Origin of the sequence: Pilimelia columellifera subsp. columellifera (assembly GCF_039532605.1) — a bacterium.
Taxonomy (GTDB): domain Bacteria; phylum Actinomycetota; class Actinomycetes; order Mycobacteriales; family Micromonosporaceae; genus Pilimelia; species Pilimelia columellifera.
Genome location: NZ_BAAARY010000018.1, coordinates 1 through 25157 on the forward strand (window position 1 = coordinate 1; position 25157 = coordinate 25157).

The window sequence follows — 25157 nt, forward strand, 5'->3', positions numbered from 1 at the left end:
CCACCTTCACCTCGGTACCCGACCTGACCGCCGCGATCCGCGCGTTCATCGACGGCTACAACCAGCGATGCGAACCGTTCCACTGGACCAAAACCGCCGACCAGATCCTCACCAAAGCCAACCGTCAAAAGACCTCAGACACGCGACAGTAGGGCAGGTCACTCGATGTCCGGCGCAATGCGTGATGCTGCCGATGATTCTGCGGCTATCGGAGCTCACGCTGCTTCCCGCTGGGTATCGTCACGGCGGGGTGTCCCAGAGCCGAGAGGGCCCGCCGTGCGCACCGGCGGGCGGTGATGAACTCGCGGCGCCGGGCAGGCACGGCTTGGGCGATCTGGGCTCCCTCGCCCGGGAATGGCTTTTCACCTGGGTCATCGGCGACCTCTTCGTGAGCCCCGAGGCAGGGCGGCACGAGCGCGGCGATCACCGCGCTGGCCCGAGGATCCGCCGGACCGGTTCAGCTCAGCGCCGCGCCGGCTCCATTCTCGCGGATAGCCCAGCGAGACCTCCTCAAAGCGAACGCCGTCGTAGACGGTGCTGCGAGGGATATGTAGGTGGCCGTAGACGGCGGCCACCGCGCGGTAGCGTTGGTGCCAGTCCCCGGTAGCCGTCGTGCCGCACCACTGTGCGAATTCTGGGTACCACAACACGTCGGTCGGCCGGCGGTCCAAAGGCCAGTGACTAACCAGCACGGTCGGCATCGCCGGGGCAAGGGCGTCAAGTCGGCGAGTCGTCCGGGCGATGCGCTCGGCGCACCAGGCCTCGCGGGTGGGGTACGGATCGGGGTGCAGAAGCTGTTCGTCGATGCACACGACGCCCGTTTCGTACGCGCCCCGCAGTGACTCCTCCTTGCTGTCCGCGCCCGGCATCCGCCAGGTGTAGTCGTACAGCTGGAAGATCGGCACGACGGCGACCGGGCCCGCCGGACCCGCGAACACCGGGTACTCGTCCTCGGGCGTGACGATGCCATAGTCGCGGCACATGTTGACCAGAGCGGCATATCGAGCCTCGCCACGCAGGGTCACCACGTCGCTGGGATGGGTCCACAACTCGTGGTTGCCGGGCGTCCAGATCACTTGGCCGAAGCGGGTTCTCAGAACCTTGAGGGCGCCCTCGATGTCGGCGAACCGCTCCCCGACGTCGCCCGCCACGATCAGCCAGTCCTCGTCCGAGGTGGGACGCAGGCGGTCGAGGACGGCCCGGTTCTCGGCGTACGCGACGTGCAGGTCGCTTATGGCCAGAAGTGATCCGCCGGCTGGATCGAAGCTCATGGCTGAAGCTCACGGGCGCCATATTGTCGTCGGCGACCGGACATGGCGCAAGAGCAACCGGTGTCCCGCTTTCGGCGCACTATTACCTGATCAGCTCTCTCCATGGTCTCTACTTCGGCACTCATTGCTTCCTGAGTGTGGTAGGGCCATACGCGTTCGACGGCATCGTGGAGAACCGCCCTCAAGAGAGCATGGCCATGAATTGAGTCCCAAATGCAGCTCGGTAGCCCGGTAGTGTTCGAGGTTCCGATCGTTCTCTGTTCGTCCCCGTCGACGCCGACCGGCTTGAATCGGACCCAAGGACCCTCATGGACGCAGGGTGCGGCATCATCGGAGCGGTCCGCGTCTGGAACCTCTTCGCTCCCGAGCAGCGCGACCGGATCATGGAGGCTCTGACCGAACGCCGATGGCGGCGGTGGCGGTGGCGGTGGCGGTGGCGGTGGGCGAGTTTGCCGCAGGCGTAGCGGCGGAGCATCTGGTTGATAGCGGCCCAGCGGATGATCTCCTCCGAAGTGTGGGGCGCGCGTGCGTAGTCGCGGGCCAGCCGACGGCGGGCGGTGAGCCAGGCCAGGTCCGTTCTTACTACCCCAACGCTTGCAGTGGCCTTGGAAGCCGCATCTTCCGGCGGGTGAGCGGATGATCATCCATGATGGCGTGCAGCGTGGTGCGGGTCCAGTCGACACGTCTGTCGGCGAAGCCTTGATCCGCAAGAAGTGTCTGGTTGTCGGGGTGGTCAGACCGCCTAGAGCACGGTCTCGTTTCCCACCGTCGCGGTCCTGCCAGGACGAGGACAAGACCGCCAAGGTGATCAGGAGGTCGAGGGCGTCGGTGACGATGAGCCATTTATGACCATTGACCTTCTTGCCCGCGTCGTAGCCTCGGTTGCCAGCCGATACGGTGTCGGCGCCCCGCACCGACTGAGAGTTGATTCCCCCTGCTGTCGGTTGCGCGTCGCGACCAGCGGCCAGACGTAACTCCTCCCTAAGCGCGGTCATGATCCGCTCGGTGACCTGACGGATTTGCCACTGCTGGAGGTGCCCGTAGTCGGTTCGCCAGCACGGGAAATCCGCTAGTAGCTGCCGCCACGAACAACCTGTGCGGACCCCGTACAAAGTCACCGGCACGATGTTCCGGCGTCGCCGCTTTGGTACCCGCCTCGGCTCCTTCACCAGCGGCGCCGGCTCGATCACCGCCCACTGCTCATCAGACAGATCCGATGGACACCTTGACGCCCTCCCCCATGTCCCTACCAGCCGGAGCAACCCCACCGCCGCAGGACACGCCGTACAACCGGTCGGCACCGAGGCCTACATGGCACACGTGCGGTCGCTGACCATGGAACCAAGCTAACAGTGCCCGCGACGACGGAACAACGGGTACGCGGCGGAGTTACCAGAGCTGGGGATGGCGGGCAGCTTGAACTTTTGTAGCCTCGATCTGCCCAGGTGACGTCCGTGGGACCGAGGAAAGGTTTCGACATGTCCGAGCCGATCACGTACCTGGAACACTGGGACCGCACGGACGCGTTCGACCCGCCGGCGGTGCTGCGCAAGCTGAGCGCTGAGCAGCCGTTGTCCAGGATGGTCTATCCAGACGGGCACGTTGGCTGGCTGGCGACGGGGATCGATGTGGTCAAGCAGGTGCTAAGCAATCCGGCGTTCAGCCACAACTTTCACTCGGCACATTTCCCTTTGACGAAGAAGGGCCAGCCCTTTCCAACGATGCCGATCATCCCAGGCTTGTTCATCCACATGGATCCGCCCGGGCACACGCGCTACCGGGCGGTGCTGACTGGCGAATTCACCACGAACCGGGTGGCGGTGCTCGGCGAGCGGATCGAGGTAGCGGCCGTGGAGCAGCTGACCGCGCTGCGTGGGCTGGGGTCGCCCGCCGACCTCGTGGCTGGGTATGTGCAGCCGTTGTGCCGCCGGGTCCTGAACGACCTGCTCGGCGTGCCGGACGAAGGCGGGGCGATCCTGGCCCGGCTGTCCGAGACCGCCAACGACGACGCCGTACCGGTCGAGGATGAGTTCGCAGCGTCTAGCGATGCGTTCCTCTACCTGCGTGATCGCGTCGAGAAGGAGCGGGCCGACCCGGGCGACTCGATGATCGGCCGGCTGACGGCCGTACCGGGGCTCACCGACCAGGAAATCACCAACATGCTCCTGGTGGTGTTCGCGGCCGGGCTCACCACCTGCGAGGGTGCCCTGGCGGCCACCAGCCTGGCGCTCCTGCACCACCGGGAACAGTTGGAGGCGTTCCGGGCGGCCTGCGCGAACGGGGCCGGTGTAGACAATGCCGTCGAGGAGCTGCTGCGGTACACCACGGTCAATCAGTACCTAATCTTCCGGACCGCGCTCACGGACGTCGAACTCGGCGGCCACTCGATTCGCGCCGGGGACACCGTCACCATCTCCCTGCCGGCCGCCAACCGCGACGGGAGCCGTTTCGCTCACGCCGAGCTGCTGGACCTGAGCCGGGATCCCTCCGGGCATCTCGCCTTTGGTTACGGTGTGCACATCTGCCTCGCTCAGCGCCTTGCCCGGAGGCTGCTGACGGTAGCGCTGCGGACCCTGGTAACCGGCCTGCCGGGGCTGGCGCTGGTTGTACCGATCGGCGAGGTACGGCTGCGCGCGCGTACGTCGGTCTTTAGCATCCACGACCTACCCGTACGGTGGTGAGCGGCCCGCAGGGCGAGGTCGACGTCGCCATCGTAGGCCTCGGCCCGATCGGCGCCACCCTGGCTATCTTGCTCGCCCAGCGTGGCTGGCGGGTCGCCGTCGTCGAGTGCCGGCCCCAGCCGTATCCGCTTCCGCGCGCCACCAGCTTCGACGGCCAGGCGGCGCGGCTGCTCGCCGGTGCAGGCATCGGCGCTGACCTGGCGGGTCTGTCCCAGCCCGCCACCGGCTACCAGTGGCTGGACGCCCGGGGCCGAGTGCTGCTGGACATCGTTTTCGCGAGCGTCGGCCGTTACGGCTGGCCCGACGCGAGCACGATGCACCAGCCCGCGCTGGAAGCCCTTCTTACCCGCCGCCTAGCCACCTTTCCTAACGTCCGAATCTGGCGCGGGCACGAGGTCGTCGACCTACGAGAGGACGGCGACCGTGTGGTGGTCGGCACCAAGGGCGGGGACGGCGCGGCGCACACTGTCGCCGCGCGGTGGGTGATCGGCTGCGACGGGGCCAACAGCTTCGTCCGCGAGCGGCTCGGCGTCGGCGTCACCGACCTCGGCTTCTCCTACGACTGGCTGCTGTGCGACGTGGAGCTGGCTGTCGAGCGTGCGTTCCTGCCGACCAACCAGCAGTGGTGCGATCCGGCTCGGCCGACCACGGTGGTCGGCAGCGGCCCCGGCCGTCGGCGTTGGGAGTTCATGCGGCTGCCCGGCGAGGGTCTCGACGAGCTGCGGACGAGCGACGCGGCGTGGCGGTTGCTCGAGCCGCACGGCGTACGGCCGGACAACGCGCGCCTGTTGCGCAGCGCCACCTACACGTTCCGGGCGATGTGGGCCGATCAGTGGCGGGACGGGCGGGTCCTGCTCGCAGGGGACGCCGCGCACCTGATGCCGCCGTTCGCCGGCCAGGGCATGTGCTCAGGCCTGCGGGACGCCGCGAACCTCGCCTGGAAACTCGACCTCGTGCTGCGCGGAGCATCCGCGGAGCTGCTCGACACGTACACGATCGAGCGACGGGCGCAGGTTCGCCAAGCCATCCGGGAATCGGTGAAACTGGGGCGGGTCATCTGTGTGTCGGACCCGGATGCCGCCGCCGACCGCGACGCCGCGATCCTCGCCAACTCGCGGTGCGGACCTAACCGGCCGGAGCCCGCCAAGCCCCTGGCGGAGGGCCTGCTCAGCCGGCTGCCGGAGGGCGTGGCGGCGGCCCGCGGGGACGTAGTCCCGCAGGGCCGGGTATGCGTCGGCGGGCACGCAGGCCTCTTCGACGACCGGGTGGGGCGCGGCTTTGTGCTGCTCACTAGGGATGGGGTGGACGCCGTGCCGGTCGTACCCGGCGTCGATCTGATCGTCGCGCGGCTGGCGCCCGGCGCGGTTACCGATGTGGATGAAGTCTATTCGTCCTATCTGGCCGGATTCGGCGCTGTTGCGATCTTAGTGCGGCCCGACCACCACGTCTTCGGCGCGGTGGCGGACCTCGCGCTGGTCCCCGCTCTGCTGGAGGACCTGAAGAGGCAGTTGAACGCGCTGTGACGGCCCACGGTACGGTGGATCGTCACAGCCGTCCCGTTGATCCATGTGCATGGAAATCGGGCTCGTCAGCCTCGCAGGCCTCACCTCCGACCCGCGTTCGGACACGCGGTGGCGGCCGACGAGCGGATCCGCCGGATCGTCTGCCTCGGGCCGCTCATCAAGCAGGGCGGCCTCGATGCCTTTGTGGTCGGAGAACTTCCACCCAGCTACGCAGTATCATCGCCCGCCGTGGTGGTCGCCGTCGCGCAGGCCACCGAGCGCATCCGCCTCGCCAGCACCACCACGCTGATCGGCGTCTCGACCCGGTGCGCGTCTACGAGGACTTCGTCACGCTCGGCGTGCTGTCCGGCGGCCACGCCGAGATCACCCTCGGGCGGGGCGCGTTCGACGAGCCGTTCGGCCTGTTCGGGTACGACATGGACGACTATGACACGGTGTTTACCGAGCACCTCGACCTGCTCCTGCAAATCACCCGGCCCTCCTCGGTCAGCTTGCGCGGCGGGCACTGTGCACCGCTGCTCGGCTCTTGGGCCGGCCTCCGCTTGGTGCAGCAGCGCTGCCGGTCTGAGTCGACATCGGGCGGCAACCGCGGCAGCCTGATGCGGGCCGACAAGCTCCGGCTGCCGGTGGCGACGGCGATGACTCCGGGGTCCACAGCGCGGCTGGCCGAGAACCTCAAGCCGTACGGGGAGTAGGCGGCCTCGCACAGTGACGACCCGGCCGCGTTGCGAGTGGCGACAACGAGCCAGGTGTAGGTTATTCCAGGCGCCGGGCAGGCTGCGGCGTTCTACCCGTACGTCGCCGCATACCTCGACCTGCACTCGCGCGGGCGGATCGTGCCCGCCCGGGAAGGCTTCGAGCGGCACGTCCCCGGTGTAGAGGCTTTGCTGGTCGGCGACCCTGCGCAGGTCGTCGCGAAGATTTCGGAACACCGGGCGCTGGCCCGGACCTGGTGCTGCTACAGGTCGACCGGGGTAGGCTGCCCTTTCCCGATGTCGCCCGCACCGTCGAACTGCTCGGCTGCGACGTCGAGCCGGCGGTCCGCACTGCTCTGACCACCACCGACATCGTGCCGGGAGGCCCGTGATGACCACCCCGGACCCCACCGAGGCCGTCGTCCTGCGGCTGCGCGCCGCCGGTTGCGTGTTCGCCGAGGACGAGGCTCGCCTGCTCGTCGGCGCCGCCCGCACGCCGCAGGAACTCATCGTGATGACCCGGCGGCGGGTGGACGGCGAACCGCTCGAGGTGATCCTCGGCTGGGCCGAGTTTTGTGGCCTGCGCATCGCCGTCGACCCCGGGGTGTTCGTGCCCCGTCAGCGCACCGCCTACCTGGTTGAGGAGGCCATCGCCGTCACATCCGAGGGCGCGGTCGTGGTGGACCTGTGCTGCGGCACGGGAGCGATCGGCGCGGCGGTTGCGGCCCGTGCGCCCGGCATCCGGCTGCACGCCGCCGACATCGAGCCCGCCTCTGTGCGGTGCGCGCGTCGCAATCTGGAACCGATCGGCGGGCAGGTCCACGAGGGCGACCTCTTCGACGCGCTACCGGCCGAGCTGCGCGGCACCGTCGATGTCCTGCTCGTCAACGCACCGTACGTGCCCACCGGTGAGATCGCGATGATGCCGCCGGAGGCACGCGACCACGAACCACGGGTGGCGCTCGACGGGGGTACCGACGGCGTGGACGTGCACCGCCGGGTCGCCGAGTCCGCCGCGCGGTGGCTCGCGCCCGGCGGACACCTGTTCATTGAGTCCGGTGAGAGTCAGGCCGCACTGACGGCCGCGGCGATGTCGGCCCACGGGCTGCAGGCGTACACCTTGACGTCCGACGAATGGTGCAGCACCGTCGCGATCGGTCGCCGCCCGCACGACTGTCAACTCGAGGGATAGGGCCGGACGCTCATCGCCGATATTTTCTGAGTGGACGGCCAGGGCATCGGTATTGGAGGCGCACCGTGCCACATCCCGAACACTACCTACGCCAAGTCCTCGCCGAGCTGTACGAGGACCTCGGCAACACGGCGCTCATCTCGCGCAGTGAGCCCGTGCGCGTCGGAGACCTCGCCACCGCGGTGGAGACGGCGGCGTCGGCGATGCACCGGCGCGGCATCGGGTCGGGCAGCCTCGTCGCGGTGCTGACAGATCCCAACACTGTGGCCACGCTGCGCTGGCCGGTTAACCTGCCCAGCATCACGGTGGTCCACATCCGCGGCGTCAATGTGGTCAACCTCGACGAGGAGTTGCCGCTCGCCGCGCAGCGGCCCAAGCGGCGCACGGTCAGAAGGTCACTCTGCGGATCACCGCGCCCGTGACGCACTCCGGTGGATCGTCGGCCGACGACAACCACTCCAGCATCCGGCATGGGATGAGTTCGCTCCCAGTGCAGCTACACCCCGAGAGCACGCCGCTGTCCTAGGAGGAACCAGATGCCGCACGCGTTCGACGACGGGGGCACCAGTTTCCTCGTCCTTTTCAACCGGACGGGGCAGTACTCGCTGTGGCCCGCGTTCGCCGTTCGGCCGCCCCCGAGGACGGTCGTCAACGGCCGGTCCTCGCGGGCTACCTGCCTCGCCTACGTCGAACACCACTGGATCGATCTGCGCCCGGAAGGATTAGGTACACTTCGATGAGCAGCTCGCTCAGGGGATCGCTCCCCATCGTTCCCCAGGACAGCACGGACCCGCGTGAGTTGTACGCCACCTCGCTGGCACGGGCGGCGGCCCTGCCGGCCGTCATCGACGAGGTGCTGCGCGAGATGGAGGATGTCGCCCGCGAGGAGCAGATTCCCGTCGTCGGGCGGCTCGAGGGCGTAATGCTCCAGACGCTCGCGTCGCTGCCCGGCCCGTCCACCCGCCGGATCCTCGACATCGGCACGGCCATCGGCTATTCCGCGATCTGGCTGGCCCGCGCGCTGGCGCCGGGCGGGCGGGTCACCAGCATCGAGATCGATCCCGTACGGGCGGCGCGTGCCGCCCGCTTCATCGAGCGCGCCGGGTACGCCGACCGGGTCGACGTGCTGGTCGGCGACGCCTTCGACATCGTGCCGGGCCTCGGCGAGTTCGACGTCATCTTCCAGGACGTCATGAAGCACCGCTACTTCGGCGACGACCCGTCGAAGGCCGCCGCCCTGCTCAAGCTCTCGAAGTCGCACCTGGACCCGCAGGGCGTGCTGATGATCGACAACGCGTTCTGCGGCAACCACGTCCTCGACGGGACCGCCACGGACTCAATCGAGGCCCGCGGGGTGCAGACGATGAACGAACTGCTCTCCCAGGACACCGATTTCGTCAGCGTCATCCTGCCGGTGAGGGACGGGCTGTGGGTCGCCCACCGCTCGTAGCCCTGGCGCCGGTGGGCGACCTGGAGGCCGAGGACGTCGTACGCTTCGTCCTCGCCCCCGGGGCGGTCGACGATCCGTTCGCGTACTACCGGCGGCTGCGGGACATCGCACCGGTGTACCGGAGCGAGAAGCTGGACATGACGCTGCTCTCGCGCCACGCCGACTGTCTCCGGGTGCTCACCGACGCCCGTACGTTCCCGGTGGTCGACGCCGCCTGGATACGGGCGAGGCAGCCGCACCGCGCGCCGTCGTCGTCGCAGGAACAGTTCATGTCGTCGCTGTTCTTCCAGAACCCGCCGGCGCACACCCGGCTGCGGCGGCTGCTGGCGCGCGGGTTCAGCACGCGGCAGCTGCTGGCCCTGCGGGAGCCGGTACGCGAGGAGGTCACGCGCGTGCTGGACCGGCTCGCCGAGGCCGGCAGCGGGGGACGGGCCGCGGACTTCCAGGAACTGGTGGCGGTGCCGCTGGCCCTGCGGGTGCTCGGCGGCCTGCTCGGGGTGCCCGTCGAGGACCAGGCCCGCATCTGGGAGCTGCTCCTGCGGGCCATTCCGGCTCCGCCGGCGCCGGGCACCGATCCGGTGGTGATCGCGGAGACCATGCGCCGGGCCGACGTCGCGTCCGCCGAGCTGGTGGACTATTTCTCGCAGCTGGGCACCGCCCGGCGCAAGGACCCGCAGGGCGACCTGATCAGCGCCTGTACGGCCGACCACGCCGACGATCTGGACCGGCTCACCGACCGGGAGCTGGGGCTCGCAATGCTCCCCATCTTCGGATCCGGCATCACCACCCTCAGCGACACACTCGGCAACGCGGCGCACGCCTTCGCCACCAACCCGGGGCAACTGGCCCGTGTCGCTGGCGATCCGGCCGCCGCCACCGCGGCCGCCGCCGAGGTGCTGCGGTTCGGTGGTACTTATCACATCGCCCGCCGGTACGCGTCGCAGGCCGTGCGATTCGACGACGTCGAGGTGCCCGAGGGTTCCGTGGTGGTGATGCTGCTCAGCTCGGCGAACCGGGACGCCACCCGCTACGCCGACGGGGACACCTTCACCGTGGATCGCCCCGAGGTGGCCACGCTCGCGCTCGGTGCGGGCATCCACCACTGCCTGGGCGCGGCGCTGGCCCGGCTCGTGGTGGAGGAGTTCTGCGCCGCCCTGCACCGGCTTCCGGCCCTGCGCCTGGCCGGCAACCCGGTGTGGCGGCCGTCCCTGCTCTTCTTCGGCCCGGTGGCCCTGCCGGTGTCGACCTCGCTACCAGCCTGAGGGATGCCGCCGCCGCGGCGCGATACCTAGCGTCGGTCCCGAGGCACACCGCCGCGCCGGCGGGGACCCTTGCAGCTCTGGAGGACGAACGTGGCTATGCCGGAAAACGACCTCATCAAGGCGCTCCGGGAATCGGTCAAGGAAAACGTGCGACTGCGGCAGCGCAACAGCGAACTGGTCGCCGCGGCCGGCGAACCGATTGCCATCGTCTCGATGGGATGTCGTTTCGCCGGCGGCATCGCGGGCCCGGAGGATTTCTGGTCCGTGGTGTCGCAGGGGACCGACGTCTACACCCCGTTCCCGAACGACCGGGGTTGGGACCTCGAGGGCCTGTACGACCCCGATCCGGACACGCCCGGGACGACGTACGTCAAGCAGGGCGCCTTCCTGCACGACGCGGCTCAGTTCGACGCGCGGTTCTTCGGCATCTCCCCGCAGGAGGCGCTGGCGATGGACCCGCAGCAGCGGCAACTGCTCGAGGTGTGCTGGGAGACGATCGAACGCGCCGGGATCGACCCGCGGAGCCTGCGCGGCTCGGACACCGGCGTGTTCGCGGGCGTCGTCCACCAGGACTACGCCCCCGACCTCGCCGGGGCCGAGCACTACCTCAGCCTCGAACGCGCGCTCGGCAGCGCGGGCGGCGTCGCCTCCGGCCGGATCGCCTACTGCCTGGGGCTGGAGGGCCCGGCCGTCACGGTGGACACCATGTGCTCATCGTCGCTGGTGGCGATCCACCTGGCGAGCCAGGCGCTGCGGCGGGGCGAGTGCGCGATGGCCCTCGCCGGTGGCGCCACGGTGATGGCGACCCCCGGCGGGTTCGTCGGCTTCGCCCGGCAGCGGGGGCTCGCCTTCGACGGGCGCTGCAAGTCGTTCGCGGCCGGTGCGGACGGCAGCAGCTGGGCCGAGGGCGCCGGGGTGGTGTTGCTCGAGCGGCTCAGCGACGCTCAGCAGCACGGCCACCAGGTCCTCGCCGTCATCCGGGGCTCGGCGGTGAACCAGGACGGCGCCTCCAACGGCCTGACGGCCCCCAACGGTCCCGCGCAGCAGCGGGTGATCCGCCGGGCGTTGCAGACGGCGGGCCTGACCCCGGCCGATATCGACGCGGTCGAGGCGCACGGCACCGGTACGTCGCTCGGCGACCCGATCGAGGCGCAGGCACTGTTCGCCACGTACGGGCAGGACCGCGACCCGCGGCGGCCGCTGCTGCTCGGCTCGGTCAAGTCGGTCATCGGTCACACCCAGGCGGCGTCCGGCGTGGCCGGGATCATCAAGACGGTGCTCGCGCTCCGGCACGGCCACCTGCCCGCCACCCGGCACGTCGACGCACCCACCCCGCAGGTCGACTGGTCGCCCGGCACGGTCGAACTGCTGCTCGAAGGGCGTGACTGGCCAGCTGGCGACCGGCCCCGGCGCGCCGGCGTCTCATCGTTCGGCGCCAGCGGCACCAATGTCCACATGATCGTGGAGGAGGCTACGGCCGCACCCGAGGCCGAGGCCCCCCCGTGCCCGGACGGTGTAATGCCTTTCGTCATCTCCGCGCAGACGCCCACCGCCCTGACCGCGCAGGCCCGTCGCCTCGCCGCGGTGGTGGATGACGTGCCGTTCGGCGGCCTCGCCGCCACCCTGGCCACCGGTCGCGCCCGCCTGAGCCGCCGTGCCGTGGTCGTCGCGCGCGATACCGGTGAGCTGCGGGAGGGCCTGGAGCTGCTGGCCGACGGCCGCACCGGGGGCGGTGCCGTGGCGGGGGCCGGACCGGCCGGTGACCCGGGACAGATCGTCTTCGTCTTCCCGGGCCAGGGCACCCAGTGGGCCGGCATGGGCCGGGATCTGCTGGACAGCTCGCCGATCTTCGCCGCCCGGATCGCCGAGTGTCAGGAGACGTTCGACCCGTGGCTGGACTGGTCGGTCGCCGACGTCCTGCGCGGCGACGGCCCGGACCTCGGTCGCATCGACGTCGTTCAGCCGGCCTGCTTCGCGGTGATGCTCGGCCTGGCGGCGGTGTGGACCTCGGCCGGGGTCACGCCCGACGCGGTGATCGGCCACTCCCAGGGCGAGATCGCGGCGGCCTGCGTGGCCGGGGCACTGACCCTCGCCGACGCCGCCCGCGTCGTCATCCTGCGCAGCCAGGCCATCGCCGACAAGCTGCCCCGCGGCGGCGGCATGGCCTCCGTCGAGCTGTCCGTCGAAGAGGCCGGCGCGCTGATCGAGCCGTGGGGATCACGGCTGGAGATCGCGGCGCTCAACGGGCCGGCCGCCGTGGTCGTCGCGGGGGAGGCGGCCGCGCTCGACGAGCTCGCCGCCCAGGTGGCCGGCCGCGACTTCCGGTTCAAGCGGATCGCGGTCGACTACGCCTCGCACAGCCACTACGTCGAGGCGCTCGAATCGGCCCTGCGCAACGATCTGGCCGGGCTCGCCCCGGCCGCGCCGCGCATCCCGTTCTACTCCACCACCGACGTCCGCTGGCTCGGCGACGACGACCGCCTCGACGCCGGGTACTGGTACCGCAACCTACGCGGTACCGTCCGCTTCGAGCCCGCCGTCCGCGACCTGATCGCCCACGACCACCGCGTGTTCATCGAGCTCGGCGCCCACCCGACGCTGCTCGCCGCGATCACCGCGACGGCCGACGCCGTGGCGGGCGACGTCACCGCCACCGGCTCGATCCGCCGCGACGACGGCGGCCGGGACCGGCTGCTGCGGTCGATGGCCGAGCTGTTCGTCCGCGGGGTGCCGATCGAGTGGGAGTCCCTGATTCCGGGCCGTACGGCCGAACCGGTCCCGCTGCCGACATACCCGTTCGATCATCAGCGCTACTGGATCACCATGCCCGGGACGCGGACGAGCCCCGAGGCGCTGGGCCAGAAGTCCAGCGACCACCCCCTGCTCGGCGCCGTGGTCGACCTGCCCCAGACCGACGGCTTGGTCCTCACCTCCAGGCTGTCGCTGACCACGCACCCTTGGCTGGCCGGCCACCGCATCCAGGACATCGTGCTCGTGCCCGGCACCGTCTACGTCGACCTCGCCGTACGCGCCGGGGACGAACTCGGCTGCGGCACCCTCGACGAGCTCGTCATCGAGGCGCCCCTGCCCCTGCCCCCGAGCGGCAGCGTCCGGATTCAGGTCGCCGTCGGCGGCACGGACGCCACCGGGCGCCGCCCGATCGAGGTTTACAGCAGCGGCGAGCACGCGACCAGCTGGATCCGGCATGCCACCGGCCTGCTTTCCGCCAACCCACTGGCAGGCGGCACCTTCGACTTCACCCACTGGCCGCCGACCGGTGCCCGGCGCGAGGACATTGACGGCTTCTACCCCGCCCTGGTCGCCCGCGGCTACGACTACGGCCCCGCGTTCGCCGGCCTCACCGCGGTATGGCGGCGCGGTGACGAGATCTTCGCCGAGGCGGCCCTGCCGGCCGGGCACGGCGAGGACGCCGGTCGGTTCGGCATCCACCCCGCCCTGCTCGACGCCGCGCTGCACGCCAACGCGTTCCACCGCCGCGACGACGAGCGTAACGTCCTGCCGTTCGCCTGGAACGGGCTTCAGCTGTCCGCCACCGGGGCGCGTTCGCTGCGCGTACGGGTCGCCCCGTACGGCACCGACGCGCTGTCCTTCGAGGCCGCCGACGAGCACGGCACCCCGGTCCTGAGCATGGAATCCCTGGTGTCGCTGCCGGTCGCCGACCTCACCGCCGGACCGGCGTCCGACTCGCTGTGGCAGCTGGACTGGACGCCCCTGCCCCCGGTGACGACGGCCGGGCCGGGCCGCTGGGCGCAGGTCACCGGCACCGGCGAGGTGGCTCGGATCGCGCTGGCCGGGGAGCTCGGCGACGAGGCGCCGGAAGTCGTCGTCCTCGACCTCACCGGCGGCGGGCCGGACACCGAGCCGCTGCCCCTGCTGCACCGGGTGCTCGCCGTCGTGCAGGCCTGGCTGACCGAACCCGTTCCGGACGAGGTACCGCTGGTCGTCGTCACCAGCGGCGCGGTCGGCCCCACCGGCCCGGTCACCGACCCGTCGGGTGCCGCGGTGTGGGGGCTGGTGCGTGCCGCGCAGGCCGAGAATCCCGGCCGTTTCGTGCTCACCGACATCGAGCCGGGCGCTGACCGCAACCGGGCCGTCGCGCGCGCGCTGGCCGGGGGCGAACCCCAATCGGCCGTACGCTCGGACACCGTCCACGTTCCCCGGCTCGCCCCGGCTCGCCTCGTCGAGCGGGAGACGCCGGAGTCCGCGCTCGCCGACGGCACCGTGCTGATCACCGGTGGGACCGGCGTGCTCGGCCGGCTGCTGGCTCGCCACCTGGTCGCGCGGCACGGCGTGCGCCACCTCGTGCTCGCCAGCCGCCGTGGCCCGGCCGCCGAGGGCGTGGCCGAGCTGGTCGAGAAACTGGGCGAGCGGGGGGCCGCCGTCCGCGTCGTAGCGTGCGACCTCACCGACCGCGCCGCCCTCACCGCCCTGCTCGACAGCGTCCCCGCCGAGCACCCGCTCACCGGGCTGGTGCACGCGGCCGGGGTGCTCGACGACAGCACGATCGTAGGCCTCGACCCGCGCCGTCTGGACGCCGTCTTCCAGCCCAAGGCCGGGGTGCTGCGCACGCTCGACGAGCTGACCCGGAGCCGGCCACCGGGCGTCTTCGCCGCCTTCTCCTCCGCCGTGAGCGTTCTCGGCTCGGCCGGCCAGGGCAACTACGCGGCGGCCAACGCCTGCACGGACGCGTTCATGGCGGTGCGCCGGGCGGCCGGACTGCCCGCCGTGTCGCTGGCCTGGGGCCTGTGGGAGCCCGAGACGTCGATGACGGGCACCCTCGCCGAGGTCGACCGCGCCCGGATGAGCCGCGGCGGGGTGCGCCCGCTGCCCGCCGACGATGCCCTGCGCATCTTCGACGCCGCCATCGAGGCCGGCAATGACGTGCTGATCCCGATCAGCCTCGACCTCGGCGCGCTGCGCGCCGACGCGGCCGCCTCGGGGTCCGTGCCGCCGATCTACCGGGGGCTCGTACGACCGCCGCGCCGGGTCGTTGAGGCTGCGGCGGCCGGCCCGGAGGGCGACCTGGGCCGCCGCCTCGCCGGCCTGGGCCCGCAGGAGCGCACCGAGTCGCTGTTGGCCCTCATCCGGGAGGAGGTGGCGACCGTCCTCGGCCTCGGGCAGCCCGATCCCACCCTCGACGCGCACCGTTTCGGCGACATCGGCTTCGACTCGCTGACCGGCGTCGAGCTGCGCAACCGGCTGTCGACGGCCACCGCCGTCAAGCTGCCCGCCACCCTCGTCTTCGACTACCCGACCCCGGAGGCCCTCGCCCGTTATCTGCTGGAACGACTGGGTGAGCACCTCGGCGCGGTTCCCGAGCCGGCACCCTCCGCGGTTGCCGCCACCGGCGACGACCCGGTGGTCATCGTCGGCATGGCGTGCCGCCTGCCCGGGGGCGTCGCCGGACCCGACGACCTGTGGCGGATGGTCGCCGAGGGCCGGGACGGCATGTCGGAGTTCCCGCAGGACCGGGGCTGGGACCTCGACGCCCTGTTCGACCCCGACCCCGACCACGCGGGCACCTCGTACACCCGGCGCGGTGGTTTCCTGCACGACGCCGGGAACTTCGATGCCGCCCTGTTCGGGATCTCCCCGCGCGAGGCGCTGGCGATGGACCCGCAGCAGCGGCTGATGCTGGAGAGCACCTGGGAGGTGCTGGAGTCGGCCGGCATCGATCCGTCGTCCCTGCGCGGTGAACGCGTCGGCGTCTACACCGGTATGTCCATTCACGACTATCTGGGCTCGTTGACCGACCTACCGGCCGAGTTGGAGGGCTACACCACGACGGCCACGGCGGGCAGCGTCGCGTCAGGCCGGGTGTCGTACGCGTTCGGCCTCGAAGGACCTGCGATGACGGTGGACACCGCCTGCTCGTCGTCGCTGGTGGCGATTCACCTGGCGGCCCAAGCGCTGCTCGGCGGCGAATGCCGGCTGGCGCTCGCCGGGGGCGTGGCGGTGATGGGCTCCCCGGTCGGGGTCATGGGCTTCTCCCGCGCGCGGGGCCTGGCCGCCGACGGCCGCTGCAAGCCGTTCTCTGCCGACGCGGACGGCACGGTGCTCTCCGAGGGCGTCGGCGTGGTGCTGCTCGAACGGCTCTCGGACGCGCGCCGCGAGGGTCACCGGGTGCTCGCCGTCATCCGCGGCTCGGCCATCAACCAGGACGGCGCCTCGAACGGGCTCACCGCCCCGAACGGCCCGGCCCAGCAGCGCGTGATCCGGGCCGCCCTCGCCGCCGCCGGGGTCTCCGCCGGCGACATCGACGCCGTGGAGGCGCACGGCACGGGCACCACGCTCGGCGACCCCATCGAGGCGCAGGCCGTCGTCGCGACGTACGGCCGTGGCCGGTCGCCCGACAACCCACTCTGGCTGGGTTCGGTGAAGTCGAACCTGGGCCACACCCAGGCCGCGGCCGGGGTCGTCTCGGTCATCAAGATCGTGCAGGCGATGCGGCACGAGACGCTCCCGCCGACCCTCTACGCCGCCGAGGCCACCCCGCACGTCGACTGGACCGACGGCACGGTGGCCCTGCTGAGCGACAGCCGCCCGTGGCCCGCCGGGGAGCGGCCCCGCCGGGCCGGCGTCTCCGCGTTCGGCATCAGCGGCACCAACGCTCACCTGATTCTCGAACAGGCGCCACCGGCTGCCCCCGAGGCCGGAGAACCCGCGACCGGGGTCCTGCCGTTCGTCCTCTCCGCGAACAGCCCGGCCGCCCTGGCCGGACAGGCCCGGCGTCTGCATACCGCGGTCGCCGCCGGGGCGGCACCGGCCGCCACCGCCCTTACCCTGCTCGAGGCCCGGGCCTTGCTCGGCCACCGGGCCGTCATCGCCGCGGCCGGCGCCGGCGCGTTGCTGACCGGCCTCGACGCGCTCGCCGCGGGGGAGACTGCACCGGGCGTCGCCGTCGGGGAGGTCACCCCGGCCGCGGCCGCCTCGGTGGTGTTCGTTTTCCCCGGCCAGGGAGCCCAGCGCCCCGGCATGGGCCACGAGCTGTACGACGCCTTCCCCGCCTACGCCGCGGCCTTCGACGACGTGTGTACCCGCCTCGACCGCCACATGACCGGCACCGTTGCGCTGCGCGACGTCGTGTTCGCCGAGCCCGGTAGCCCCGAGGCGGCGCTGCTCGACCAGACCGCGTACACCCAGGCCGCCCTCTTCGCGACCGAGGTGGCCCTGTTCCGGCTGACCGAGTCGTGGGGTGTGCGCCCCGCCCAGCTCGTCGGCCACTCGATCGGCGAGATCAGCGCGGCGTACGTCGCCGGGATGCTCTCGCTCGACGACGCGGCGCTCGTCGTGGCCGCCCGGGGACGTCTCATGCAGGACCTTCCCACCGGTGGTGCGATGGTCGCGGTCGCGGCGACCGAGGAGGAGGCGCGCCCGCTACTCGGCGCCGGTGCGGACCTCGCCGCGGTCAACCACCCGTCGTCCGTCGTGCTCTCGGGCACCGCCGAGGCGGTGGAGGCCTGCGCCGGGCGGCTGCACGCCGAGGGCCGCAAGGTCACCGCGCTGCGGGTGTCCCACGCCTTCCACTCGGGGCTGATGGACCCGATGCTTGACCACTTCCGGGCGGTTCTTTCCGGCGTCAGCTGGCAGCCCGCCCGCATCCCGGTCGTCCACCTGCAGGACGGCGACCCGGTCGACGCCGACTACTGGGTCGAGCACGTACGCCGTACCGTACGTTTCGCCGACGGCACCCGGACCGCGCTCGACCGCGGCGGACGCCTGTTCGTCGAGATGGGACCGGGGGCGGGGCTGTCCGCGGCGATGGCACACACCAGCGCCGATGCGGGGGTCGCCGCGATCTTCACCCCGACCCTGCGCGACGGCCGCGACGAGGTACGCGACACCGTCGCCGCGATGGGTGAACTGTTCGTGCGAGGCGTGCCGGTCGACCTGTCGGCGCCGGTGCCCACCGGTGGTCCCCGGGCCGACCTGCCAACGTACGCGTTCGACCACAAACACTACTGGCTGCGTACCTCCGGGTCCCGCGCGAGTGGGGCGGGGCTCGGCCTCACCCCGGTCGACCACCCCCTGCTGTCAGCCGTCGTCCCGCTGCCGGACACCGGCGGCCTGATCGGCACCGCCCGGCTGACGGCGGCGTCCTGCCCGTGGCTGCCGGACGGTGGCGCGCTGCTGCCCGCGGCCTTCGTCGAGCTGGCTCTGCGAACCGGTGACGAGGTCGGCTGCACCGTGCTCGACAGCCTGACCGTCGACGCGCCGCTGGTTCTCGATCCGTCCGCCGCCGTACGCCTGGAAGTTGTCGTGGGCGCGGCCGACGACGCCGGCCGGCGGCCCTTGACCATCCACAGTGCACCGGACGGCTCCGGAGCCTGGGCGCGGCACGCCACCGCCGTGCTGTCCTCGGCCACCCCGGCCACCCCGGCCGCTCCCGAGCCCGATCACGGTTCCTGGCCTCCGGCCGCGGCGGAGCCCGCCGAGACCGGCGGGGACCATGCGGAACTGGTGGCGGTGTGGTGGCACGGCGACGAGGTGCTCGCCGAGGCGGCTCTCGACGACGACACGGAATCGGACGGCTTCCACCTCGACCCGCGCCTGCTCGACGCGGTGCTCGCCGGGATCGGATTCGCGGGCCGCTGGGACGCCGTGGCCTTGCACGCGACCGGTACCCGCGTCCTGCGGGCCCGGCTCACCCCCTCGGGCGACGACGCCTGGACGCTGCGGGCCACCGACGGGACCGGCGCTCCGGTGCTGACCGCGACCCTACGGACCACCGCGCCGGCAATCGCCCCGGTCGCCGCCACGGACGCCATCTTCCAGGTGCGTTGGCAGGAGATCCCGCCGCCGGACCCGGCGCCCGAGCCCGTTGCCACGACCCGGATCACCGGCCCCGCCGACGTGCCCGCCACCGATGCCGTGCTCGCGGTCGAGCCGGGGGAGGACCTCCTGGCCGCCGTGCTCGCCGTGCTCCAGTCCTGGCTGCGCGACGCCCCGGCCGAGGCGCGCCTGGTGGTCCTGACCCGCGACGCCATACCCGCGGGCTCGACGATCGTCACCGATCCCGACACCGGCGCGGTGTGGGGTCTCGTCCGGGCCGCCCAGGCCGAGAATCCGGGGCGGATCGTGCTGCTCGACGCCGAAACCGGTGCGGACACCGGGGCTGCCGTCACGCTCGCCCTGACCCTCGGTGAACCCCAGATTGCCGTACGCGGCGCCGCGGTCCTCGTTCCCCGCCTGGCCCCAGCCGACCGGCTCGACCACCGGCCGGTACCCCTCGACCCCACCGGCACGGTCCTGGTCACCGGCGGCACCGGGTCCCTCGGCGCCATGGTGGCCCGGCACCTGGCGTTCACCCGCAACGTCCGCCACCTGTTGCTGGTCAGCCGTAGCGGCCCGGCCGCGCCCGGCGCCGAGGCGCTCGTCACCGAATTGTCCGCCCTCGGCACGACGGCGACCGTGGCCGCCTGCGACGTCGCCGACCGGGACGCCGTGGCGGAACTGCTGGCCGGCATCCCGGACGATCACCCACTGACCGCCGTCGTGCACATCGCCGGCGTTCTCGACGATGGCCTGCTCGACGCGATGACCCCGGAACGGCTCGCCACCGTCCTCGCCCCCAAGGCCGGGGCGGCGCGGCACTTGCACGAGCTGACCCGGGACGCCGGCCTGGCTGCGTTCGTCGCGTTCTCCTCGGCGGCCGGGCTGCTCGGCTCGGCCGGGCAGGCCAACTACGCGGCCGCCAATGCCTACCTCGACAGCCTCATGGCCGCCCGTCATGCCGCCGGCCTGCCCGGCATCTCGCTGGCGTGGGGCTTGTGGGCGCAGGACGGCGGCATCACTGGGCACCTCGGCGCCACCGACCGCGCACGGATGAGCCGGGGCGGCGTACTCGCCCTGGAACCCGCCGAGGCCCTGGCACTGTTCGACGCGGCACTGGACAGCGACCGCGATCACCTCGTACCGATGAAGCTCGACCTCGCCGCCGCGCGGGCCGACGCCGCAGCTGGGGGACCGGTGCAGCCGCTGCTCAGCTCGCTCGTGCGGGTACGCCGCCGGGCGTCCGCCACGGCAGCCGGCAGCGACCTGGCCGGGTCGCTAGTAGGTCGCGCCCCCGCCGAGCAGGAGTCCACCCTGCTCGGCCTGGTGCGCTCGCGCGTGGCCCGGATCATGGGTTACGGGTCCGCCGCGGAGATCGGCCCCGACCTGCCGTTCCAAGCGGCTGGCCTCGACTCGCTGACCGCTGTCGAGCTGCGCAACCGGCTCGGCGCCGCCACCGGGCTTACGCTGCCCTCGACCCTCATCTTCGACCACCCCACGCCCCGAGAACTCGCCCGCTACCTGCGGAACCTGCTCGCCGGCGGCGACCAGCCACTCGCGGTGGCGCCCGTGCTGCCGGCCGGCCCGCGGGACGACATCGCCGTCGTTGGGGTGGGCTGTCGACTGCCGGGTGACATCGACGGGCCGGATGATTTCTGGGAACTGCTGGCCAGCGGCAGGCACGCGCAATCGCCGTTCCCGACCGACCGGGGCTGGGATCTGAGCCGGATTCCGGTACGCGCCGGAGGCTTCCTGCACGACGCCGGGGGCTTCGACGCCGGGTTCTTTGGCATCTCCCCGCGCGAGGCGGTGGCGATGGACCCGCAGCAGCGCATCCTGCTCGAAGTCGTCTGGGAGGCGCTCGAGAACGCCGGCATTGACCCGTTGGCCCTGCGCGGCACCGACGTCGGCGTCTTCGTGGGCGTAATGGGCCAGGGCTACGGGATGTTCGGCGGCGACGCCGAGTCCGATGGCCTGCGCGGCACCGGCGGCGCCGTCTCGGTGGTCTCCGGTCGCGTATCCTATGTGTACGGCTTCACTGGCCCTGCCGTCTCGATCGATACCGCCTGCTCGTCGTCGATGGTCGCTATGCACCTGGCCCGGCAGGCGCTGCGCGACGGGGAATGCTCGCTAGCGGTCGTCGGTGGCGTCACCGTGATGACCACGCCTGGCTCGTTCGTGGAGTTCGCCCAGAACGGCGGGCTCGCCGCGGATGGGCGTTGCAAAGCGTTCGCGGCGTCGGCCGACGGCACCGGCAATGCCGAGGGGGTCGCGGTCGTACTGCTGGAGCGCCTCGCTGACGCCCGCGCCAACGGGCACACCGTGCGAGCGCTGGTACGCGGATCGGCCGTCAGCCAGGACGGCGCGTCCAACGGGCTCACCGCCCCCAACGGCCCCGCCCAGCAACGGGTCATCCGCCGCGCGCTCGCGGTGGCCGGCCTCACCCCCTCCGAGGTCGACGCCGTAGAGGCGCACGGTACGGGCACCCGTCTCGGGGATCCGATCGAGGCGCGGGCGCTGCTCGCCACGTACGGCGAGCGGGACAGCGCCGATCCGCTGTGGCTCGGCTCGGTCAAGTCCAACGTCGGGCACACCCAGGCCACCGCCGGTTTGACCAGCGTGATCAAGATGGTGCTGGCGTTGGAGCACGAGACGCTTCCGGCGACGCTGCACGTGGACACCCCGACCTCGGAGGTCGACTGGTCGGCCGGGACGGTACGGCTGCTCACCGAAGCGCGGCCGTGGCCGTCACGCCCTGACCATCCCCGCCGTGCCGGCGTGTCGGCCTTCGGTCTCAGCGGCACCAACGTGCATCTCATCCTCGAGGAGCCGCCCACCGTGGCCGAGGCTCCCCCGGAACCGTGCGAGGAAGTGCTGCCCTTCGTGCTCTCGGCCCGTGACGAGACCCAGCTGGCGAAGCTCGCCTCGCGTCTCGCGGACACCGTCGAGCGGGATGAGATCCCGCTGCGTGATCTGGGTGCGGCCCTCGCGTACGGCCGCACCCACCATCGCGTACGAACGACGGTCTTCGCCTCGGGCACTGCTGAGCTGGTCGTGAGCCTGAGGGAGCTGGCTGCGGGCCGCCCCGGGGACAACGTCGTGAGCGGAACGGTCCGCTCCGGCACCGAGGTGGTGTTCGTCTTCCCGGGGCAGGGCGCCCAGTGGATCGGCATGGGACGCGAGCTCCTGGCCATCTCGCCCGACTTCCGCGCCTGGGTGCGTCGCTGCGACGACGTCCTCGCCGGGTACGGCGTCGACTGGACGGTGGAACAGGCCATCGGCGACGACGGGGACCTGTCCCGGGTGGAGGTCGTGCAGCCCGCCACGTTCGTCATGATGACCGGCCTCGCCCAGATCTGGGCCGCGGCCGGGGTGGTGCCGGACGTCGTGCTCGGATCGTCGCAGGGCGAGATCGCCGCGGCCTGCGTGGCCGGGCTGCTGTCGCTGGAGGACGCCCTGCACATCGTGGTGCTCCGCTCCCGGCTCGCGGCGAGCCTGCCCGCCGGTGGTGGCACGCTCGTGCTGGGCGCCGGGCGCGAACGTGCCGAGGAGCTGATCACCGGCTGCGGCGACCCGGTCGAGGTCGGTGCGGTCAACGGGCCGTCGGCCGTGGTGCTGACCGGTGCGCACGGCGGCATCGATGCCATCGCCGCCACGGCCGCCGAGCAGGGCATCTGGCATCGCCGCTTGGCCGCCGACTACGCGTCACACTCGTTCCTCGTCGAGGAGCTGCGCGAGCCGATGCTGCGCGGGCTCGACGGTGTCGGGGAGCGCCCCGGGCACGGCCTCGTGCCCCGCTGTCGATTCTTCTCCACGGTGGACGTGCGCTGGGTCGAGGAACACGAACGGCTCGACGCCGAGTACTGGTTCCGCAACCTGCGCCAGCCGGTGTTGCTCGACCCCGCCATCCGTACGGCCGCGGCCGACGCGCGGGCCATCGTCGAGATCTCCACCCATCCCGGGCTCGCCACCTCGCTGCTGGACGTCGTGGCTGACACCGGCCGGGCCACGGCGGTGCTCGGCACCCTGCGGCGCGGCGAGGGCGGCCGGGAGCGCCTGCTGACCGCGCTGGCCGCCGCGTTCGCCGCCGGACTGGCGGTGGACTGGACGGCCACCGTACCGGTCGATGCGGGCTCGTGGCGGCGGCTTTGCGGGGCACTGCCCTCCTATCCGTTCGAACATCGCCACTACTGGCTGCGGGGACAGACCAACGCCGGGCGTACGGGCGGGTCAGGGCATCCGCTGGTGGTCGCGGCGGCCGGGTGGCCCGACGGGGCCCTCGTGGTGGCGCGCCTGAACCAGGCCTGGATCGCCGAGGCGGATCCCTCGGCCGTCCTGGTCGAGCTCGCCATTCGCGCGGGGGACGAGGTGGACTGCCCGGTCCTGGAGAACCTGGAGCTGACCAGCCCACTGCCGCCCGGATCCGATGTCGAGCTGCGGGTGCGGGTGGGTGCCGAGAACTCGGCGGGCCGCCGGCCGGTCGTCGTCGAATCGGTCGCGGGTGCGGTGCACGCCGAAGGGGTTCTCGCCCCGGTCGGAGAGGCCCGGCCGCGAGGTGACGACACACATACGTACGTCGAGGTGGTGCTGCCCGGCGCCGAACGGGATGCGGCCCAACACTACGGGCTGCACCCGCTGCTTCTGAGCGCCGCCACGGGGGTGAAGGCGACTCGGTGGGAGAGGGTGACCCTGCACGCTTCGGGTGCCTCGGCCCTGCGCGTATGCCTGACGACCGTGGACGGCGGCGTTGCGCTGGACGCCATCGACGAGGCGGGGCTGCCGGTCCTCACCGTGGCCCGGATCGTTGCCGCGCCCGGCTCGCAAGCCCGCTCCGGCGCGTCGGACGCGGACTTGACCCTGCGGTGGTTCGAACTTCCGCTCGATCGCGCGGCCGCACCGGTCGCCGTGGCCGTCCTCGGCGACCCCGACGGGTTGCCGGAGTTGGGCGGGGCGGACGCGGCCCTGTTCGACGTCCCGGCCGGGCAGCCGGCGGAGGCTTGCGCGACGGTGCTCGGCCTGGCCCAGCTGTGGCTCGACGAACCGGACCTGGAGGGCCACCGCCTGATCATCCGCACCCGTCAGGCGGTCGCCGTGGCAGCGGCCGACACCGTGGCACCCGCCGCCGCCGCGGTGTGGGACATGGTCGCCGCTGTTCAGGTCGGCTATCCGGGTCGGTTCCTGCTGGTCGACACCGACACCGACACCGACACCGACGGGCTGGAGGTGCTCGCCGCGACCAGCGCCGAGCAGGTCGCACTTCGCGGGGGCCGCGCCCTGCGCCCGCGACTGCTCCCGATCGATGCCGAACCGATGGGCGCTCGCTCGGATGGCACGGTCCTGGTGATCGGCGATCCCGCTGTCGCCCTCGATCTGGCCGGCGTGCACGGCCTGCGCCGCGTCGTGCTCGCGTGGCCGGATGCGGGCGGCGACGCACCGGATCTCCCCGGCGTGACGGTCGTGGCCTGCGACGTGAGTGACCCCGCCGCGGTGCGGGAGCTGCTGGACGTCCTGCACCCGCTCACCGCCGTCGTGCATGCGCTAACCCGCTGGGAGGCGACCTCGCTCGCGGAGCTGGACGCCGACCGGCTGGCCGCGGAGCTCGACGCCCGGGTGGCGGCCCTCGACCCGCTGGTGGAACTGACCGCTGGGCTGCCGCTCGTCGCCTTCCTGGTCGTCACCTCCACCGCCGCGCTGGCCGGGCCCGCCGACCGGGTGGCCACCGCGGCCGCCGACGGAGCGGCTCGTGCCCTCGCGGCCCGGCACCCCGCCGGCCGGGTCGTGGCCCTCGCTCCGGGCTCCACCGCGGCGCTTGCCGCCGCGCTGGGCTCGGACGAACCGCTGCGGGTGCAGGGGCGGCCCGGCACCTGGGCCGCCCCTGCACCCGGACGTCCCGTCCCGTTCCTGCTGCGCGGGCTGGTGCGTCCCCGCCGGCGGCGGGCCGTGGCGGCGGCACCGGCCGGGCCGGGCCGGGCCGGTTGGGTGCAGCGGCTGGCCGGGGCGGCCGGCGAGCAGCGGGAACAGATCGTGCTCGGCCTGATCCGGGACCAGCTCGTCGAGGTGCTGCGGCTGGAGCCGGGCCGGCCGGTGGACACCCGCAGCGGTTTCTTCGAGCTCGGCCTGGACTCGCTGATGGCGATGGACCTGTCCCGCCGGCTCAGCGACCGGACCGGCATCGCGCTCAGCCCGTCGGGGATCTTCAGTCACCCGACGCTGTCCGGGCTCACCAAGCACGTCCTGGAAAGCCTCGACGCCGCCGCTTAGCCGGTGTCACCGACAACCGGGAGGCCACC

The 25157-nt window shown here is 72.2% G+C and carries 13 protein-coding genes and 1 pseudogene; 11 read left to right on the forward strand and 3 right to left on the reverse strand.

Annotation, left to right across the window (positions count from 1 at the left end):
- Positions 1-205 precede the first annotated feature (205 nt).
- Positions 206-427 carry a hypothetical protein gene (locus tag ABD287_RS15600; protein ID WP_344173742.1) on the reverse strand — a complete coding sequence of 74 codons (222 nt, stop codon included), beginning with the start codon at positions 425-427 and terminating at the stop codon, positions 206-208.
- Complete coding sequence (locus ABD287_RS15605) at positions 372-1271, reverse strand: metallophosphoesterase family protein (protein WP_344173743.1); 900 nt, start codon at positions 1269-1271, stop codon at positions 372-374. The genes ABD287_RS15600 and ABD287_RS15605 overlap by 56 nt, the downstream gene beginning before the upstream one ends.
- Positions 1272-1579: 308 nt before the next feature.
- Between ABD287_RS15605 and ABD287_RS15610 the strand changes: the two genes are divergently transcribed.
- A complete protein-coding gene (locus tag ABD287_RS15610) occupies positions 1580-1735 on the forward strand; it encodes a hypothetical protein (protein ID WP_344173744.1) in 156 nt (51 codons plus the stop codon).
- 540 nt (positions 1736-2275) lie between these two features.
- Here the strand turns inward: ABD287_RS15610 and ABD287_RS18595 are convergent.
- Positions 2276-2572 (reverse strand): annotated as a pseudogene (locus ABD287_RS18595) (transposase); the annotation flags it as partial.
- A gap of 177 nt (positions 2573-2749) precedes the next feature.
- On the opposite strand from ABD287_RS18595, the gene ABD287_RS15615 reads away from it, so the two are divergent.
- From ABD287_RS15615 to ABD287_RS15660, 10 genes are all read left to right on the forward strand, one after another.
- On the forward strand, positions 2750-3952 hold the full coding sequence (locus ABD287_RS15615; RefSeq protein ID WP_344173745.1) for a cytochrome P450: 1203 nt from the start codon (positions 2750-2752) through the stop codon (positions 3950-3952).
- Positions 3949-5475: a bifunctional 3-(3-hydroxy-phenyl)propionate/3-hydroxycinnamic acid hydroxylase MhpA gene (mhpA, locus tag ABD287_RS15620; RefSeq protein ID WP_344173747.1), complete on the forward strand. Its 1527-nt coding sequence runs from the start codon at positions 3949-3951 to the stop codon at positions 5473-5475. The genes ABD287_RS15615 and mhpA overlap by 4 nt, the downstream gene beginning before the upstream one ends.
- 305 nt (positions 5476-5780) lie before the next feature.
- Complete coding sequence (locus ABD287_RS15625; RefSeq protein ID WP_344173748.1) at positions 5781-6170, forward strand: LLM class flavin-dependent oxidoreductase; 390 nt, start codon at positions 5781-5783, stop codon at positions 6168-6170.
- Between the two features lie 257 nt (positions 6171-6427).
- Complete coding sequence (locus tag ABD287_RS15630) at positions 6428-6562, forward strand: hypothetical protein (RefSeq protein ID WP_344173750.1); 135 nt, start codon at positions 6428-6430, stop codon at positions 6560-6562.
- Complete coding sequence (locus ABD287_RS15635; RefSeq protein WP_344173752.1) at positions 6562-7362, forward strand: putative protein N(5)-glutamine methyltransferase; 801 nt, start codon at positions 6562-6564, stop codon at positions 7360-7362. The genes ABD287_RS15630 and ABD287_RS15635 overlap by 1 nt, the downstream gene beginning before the upstream one ends.
- Positions 7363-7427: 65 nt before the next feature.
- Positions 7428-7784 carry a hypothetical protein gene (locus tag ABD287_RS15640; protein WP_344173754.1) on the forward strand — a complete coding sequence of 119 codons (357 nt, stop codon included), beginning with the start codon at positions 7428-7430 and terminating at the stop codon, positions 7782-7784.
- A 114-nt stretch (positions 7785-7898) separates the two neighbouring features.
- The gene (locus ABD287_RS15645; protein ID WP_344173756.1) at positions 7899-8102 is read left to right on the forward strand and encodes an MbtH family protein; all 204 of its coding nucleotides are present in this window, start codon (positions 7899-7901) and stop codon (positions 8100-8102) included.
- The gene (locus tag ABD287_RS15650) at positions 8099-8812 is read left to right on the forward strand and encodes an O-methyltransferase (protein ID WP_344173758.1); all 714 of its coding nucleotides are present in this window, start codon (positions 8099-8101) and stop codon (positions 8810-8812) included. The genes ABD287_RS15645 and ABD287_RS15650 overlap by 4 nt, the downstream gene beginning before the upstream one ends.
- Positions 8791-10074, forward strand: a complete 1284-nt coding sequence (locus ABD287_RS15655; protein WP_344173760.1) for a cytochrome P450 — start codon at positions 8791-8793, stop codon at positions 10072-10074. Before ABD287_RS15650 ends, ABD287_RS15655 begins: the two co-directional genes overlap by 22 nt.
- Positions 10075-10164: 90 nt before the next feature.
- Positions 10165-25128 carry an SDR family NAD(P)-dependent oxidoreductase gene (locus ABD287_RS15660; RefSeq protein WP_425565640.1) on the forward strand — a complete coding sequence of 4988 codons (14964 nt, stop codon included), beginning with the start codon at positions 10165-10167 and terminating at the stop codon, positions 25126-25128.
- Positions 25129-25157 lie beyond the last annotated feature (29 nt).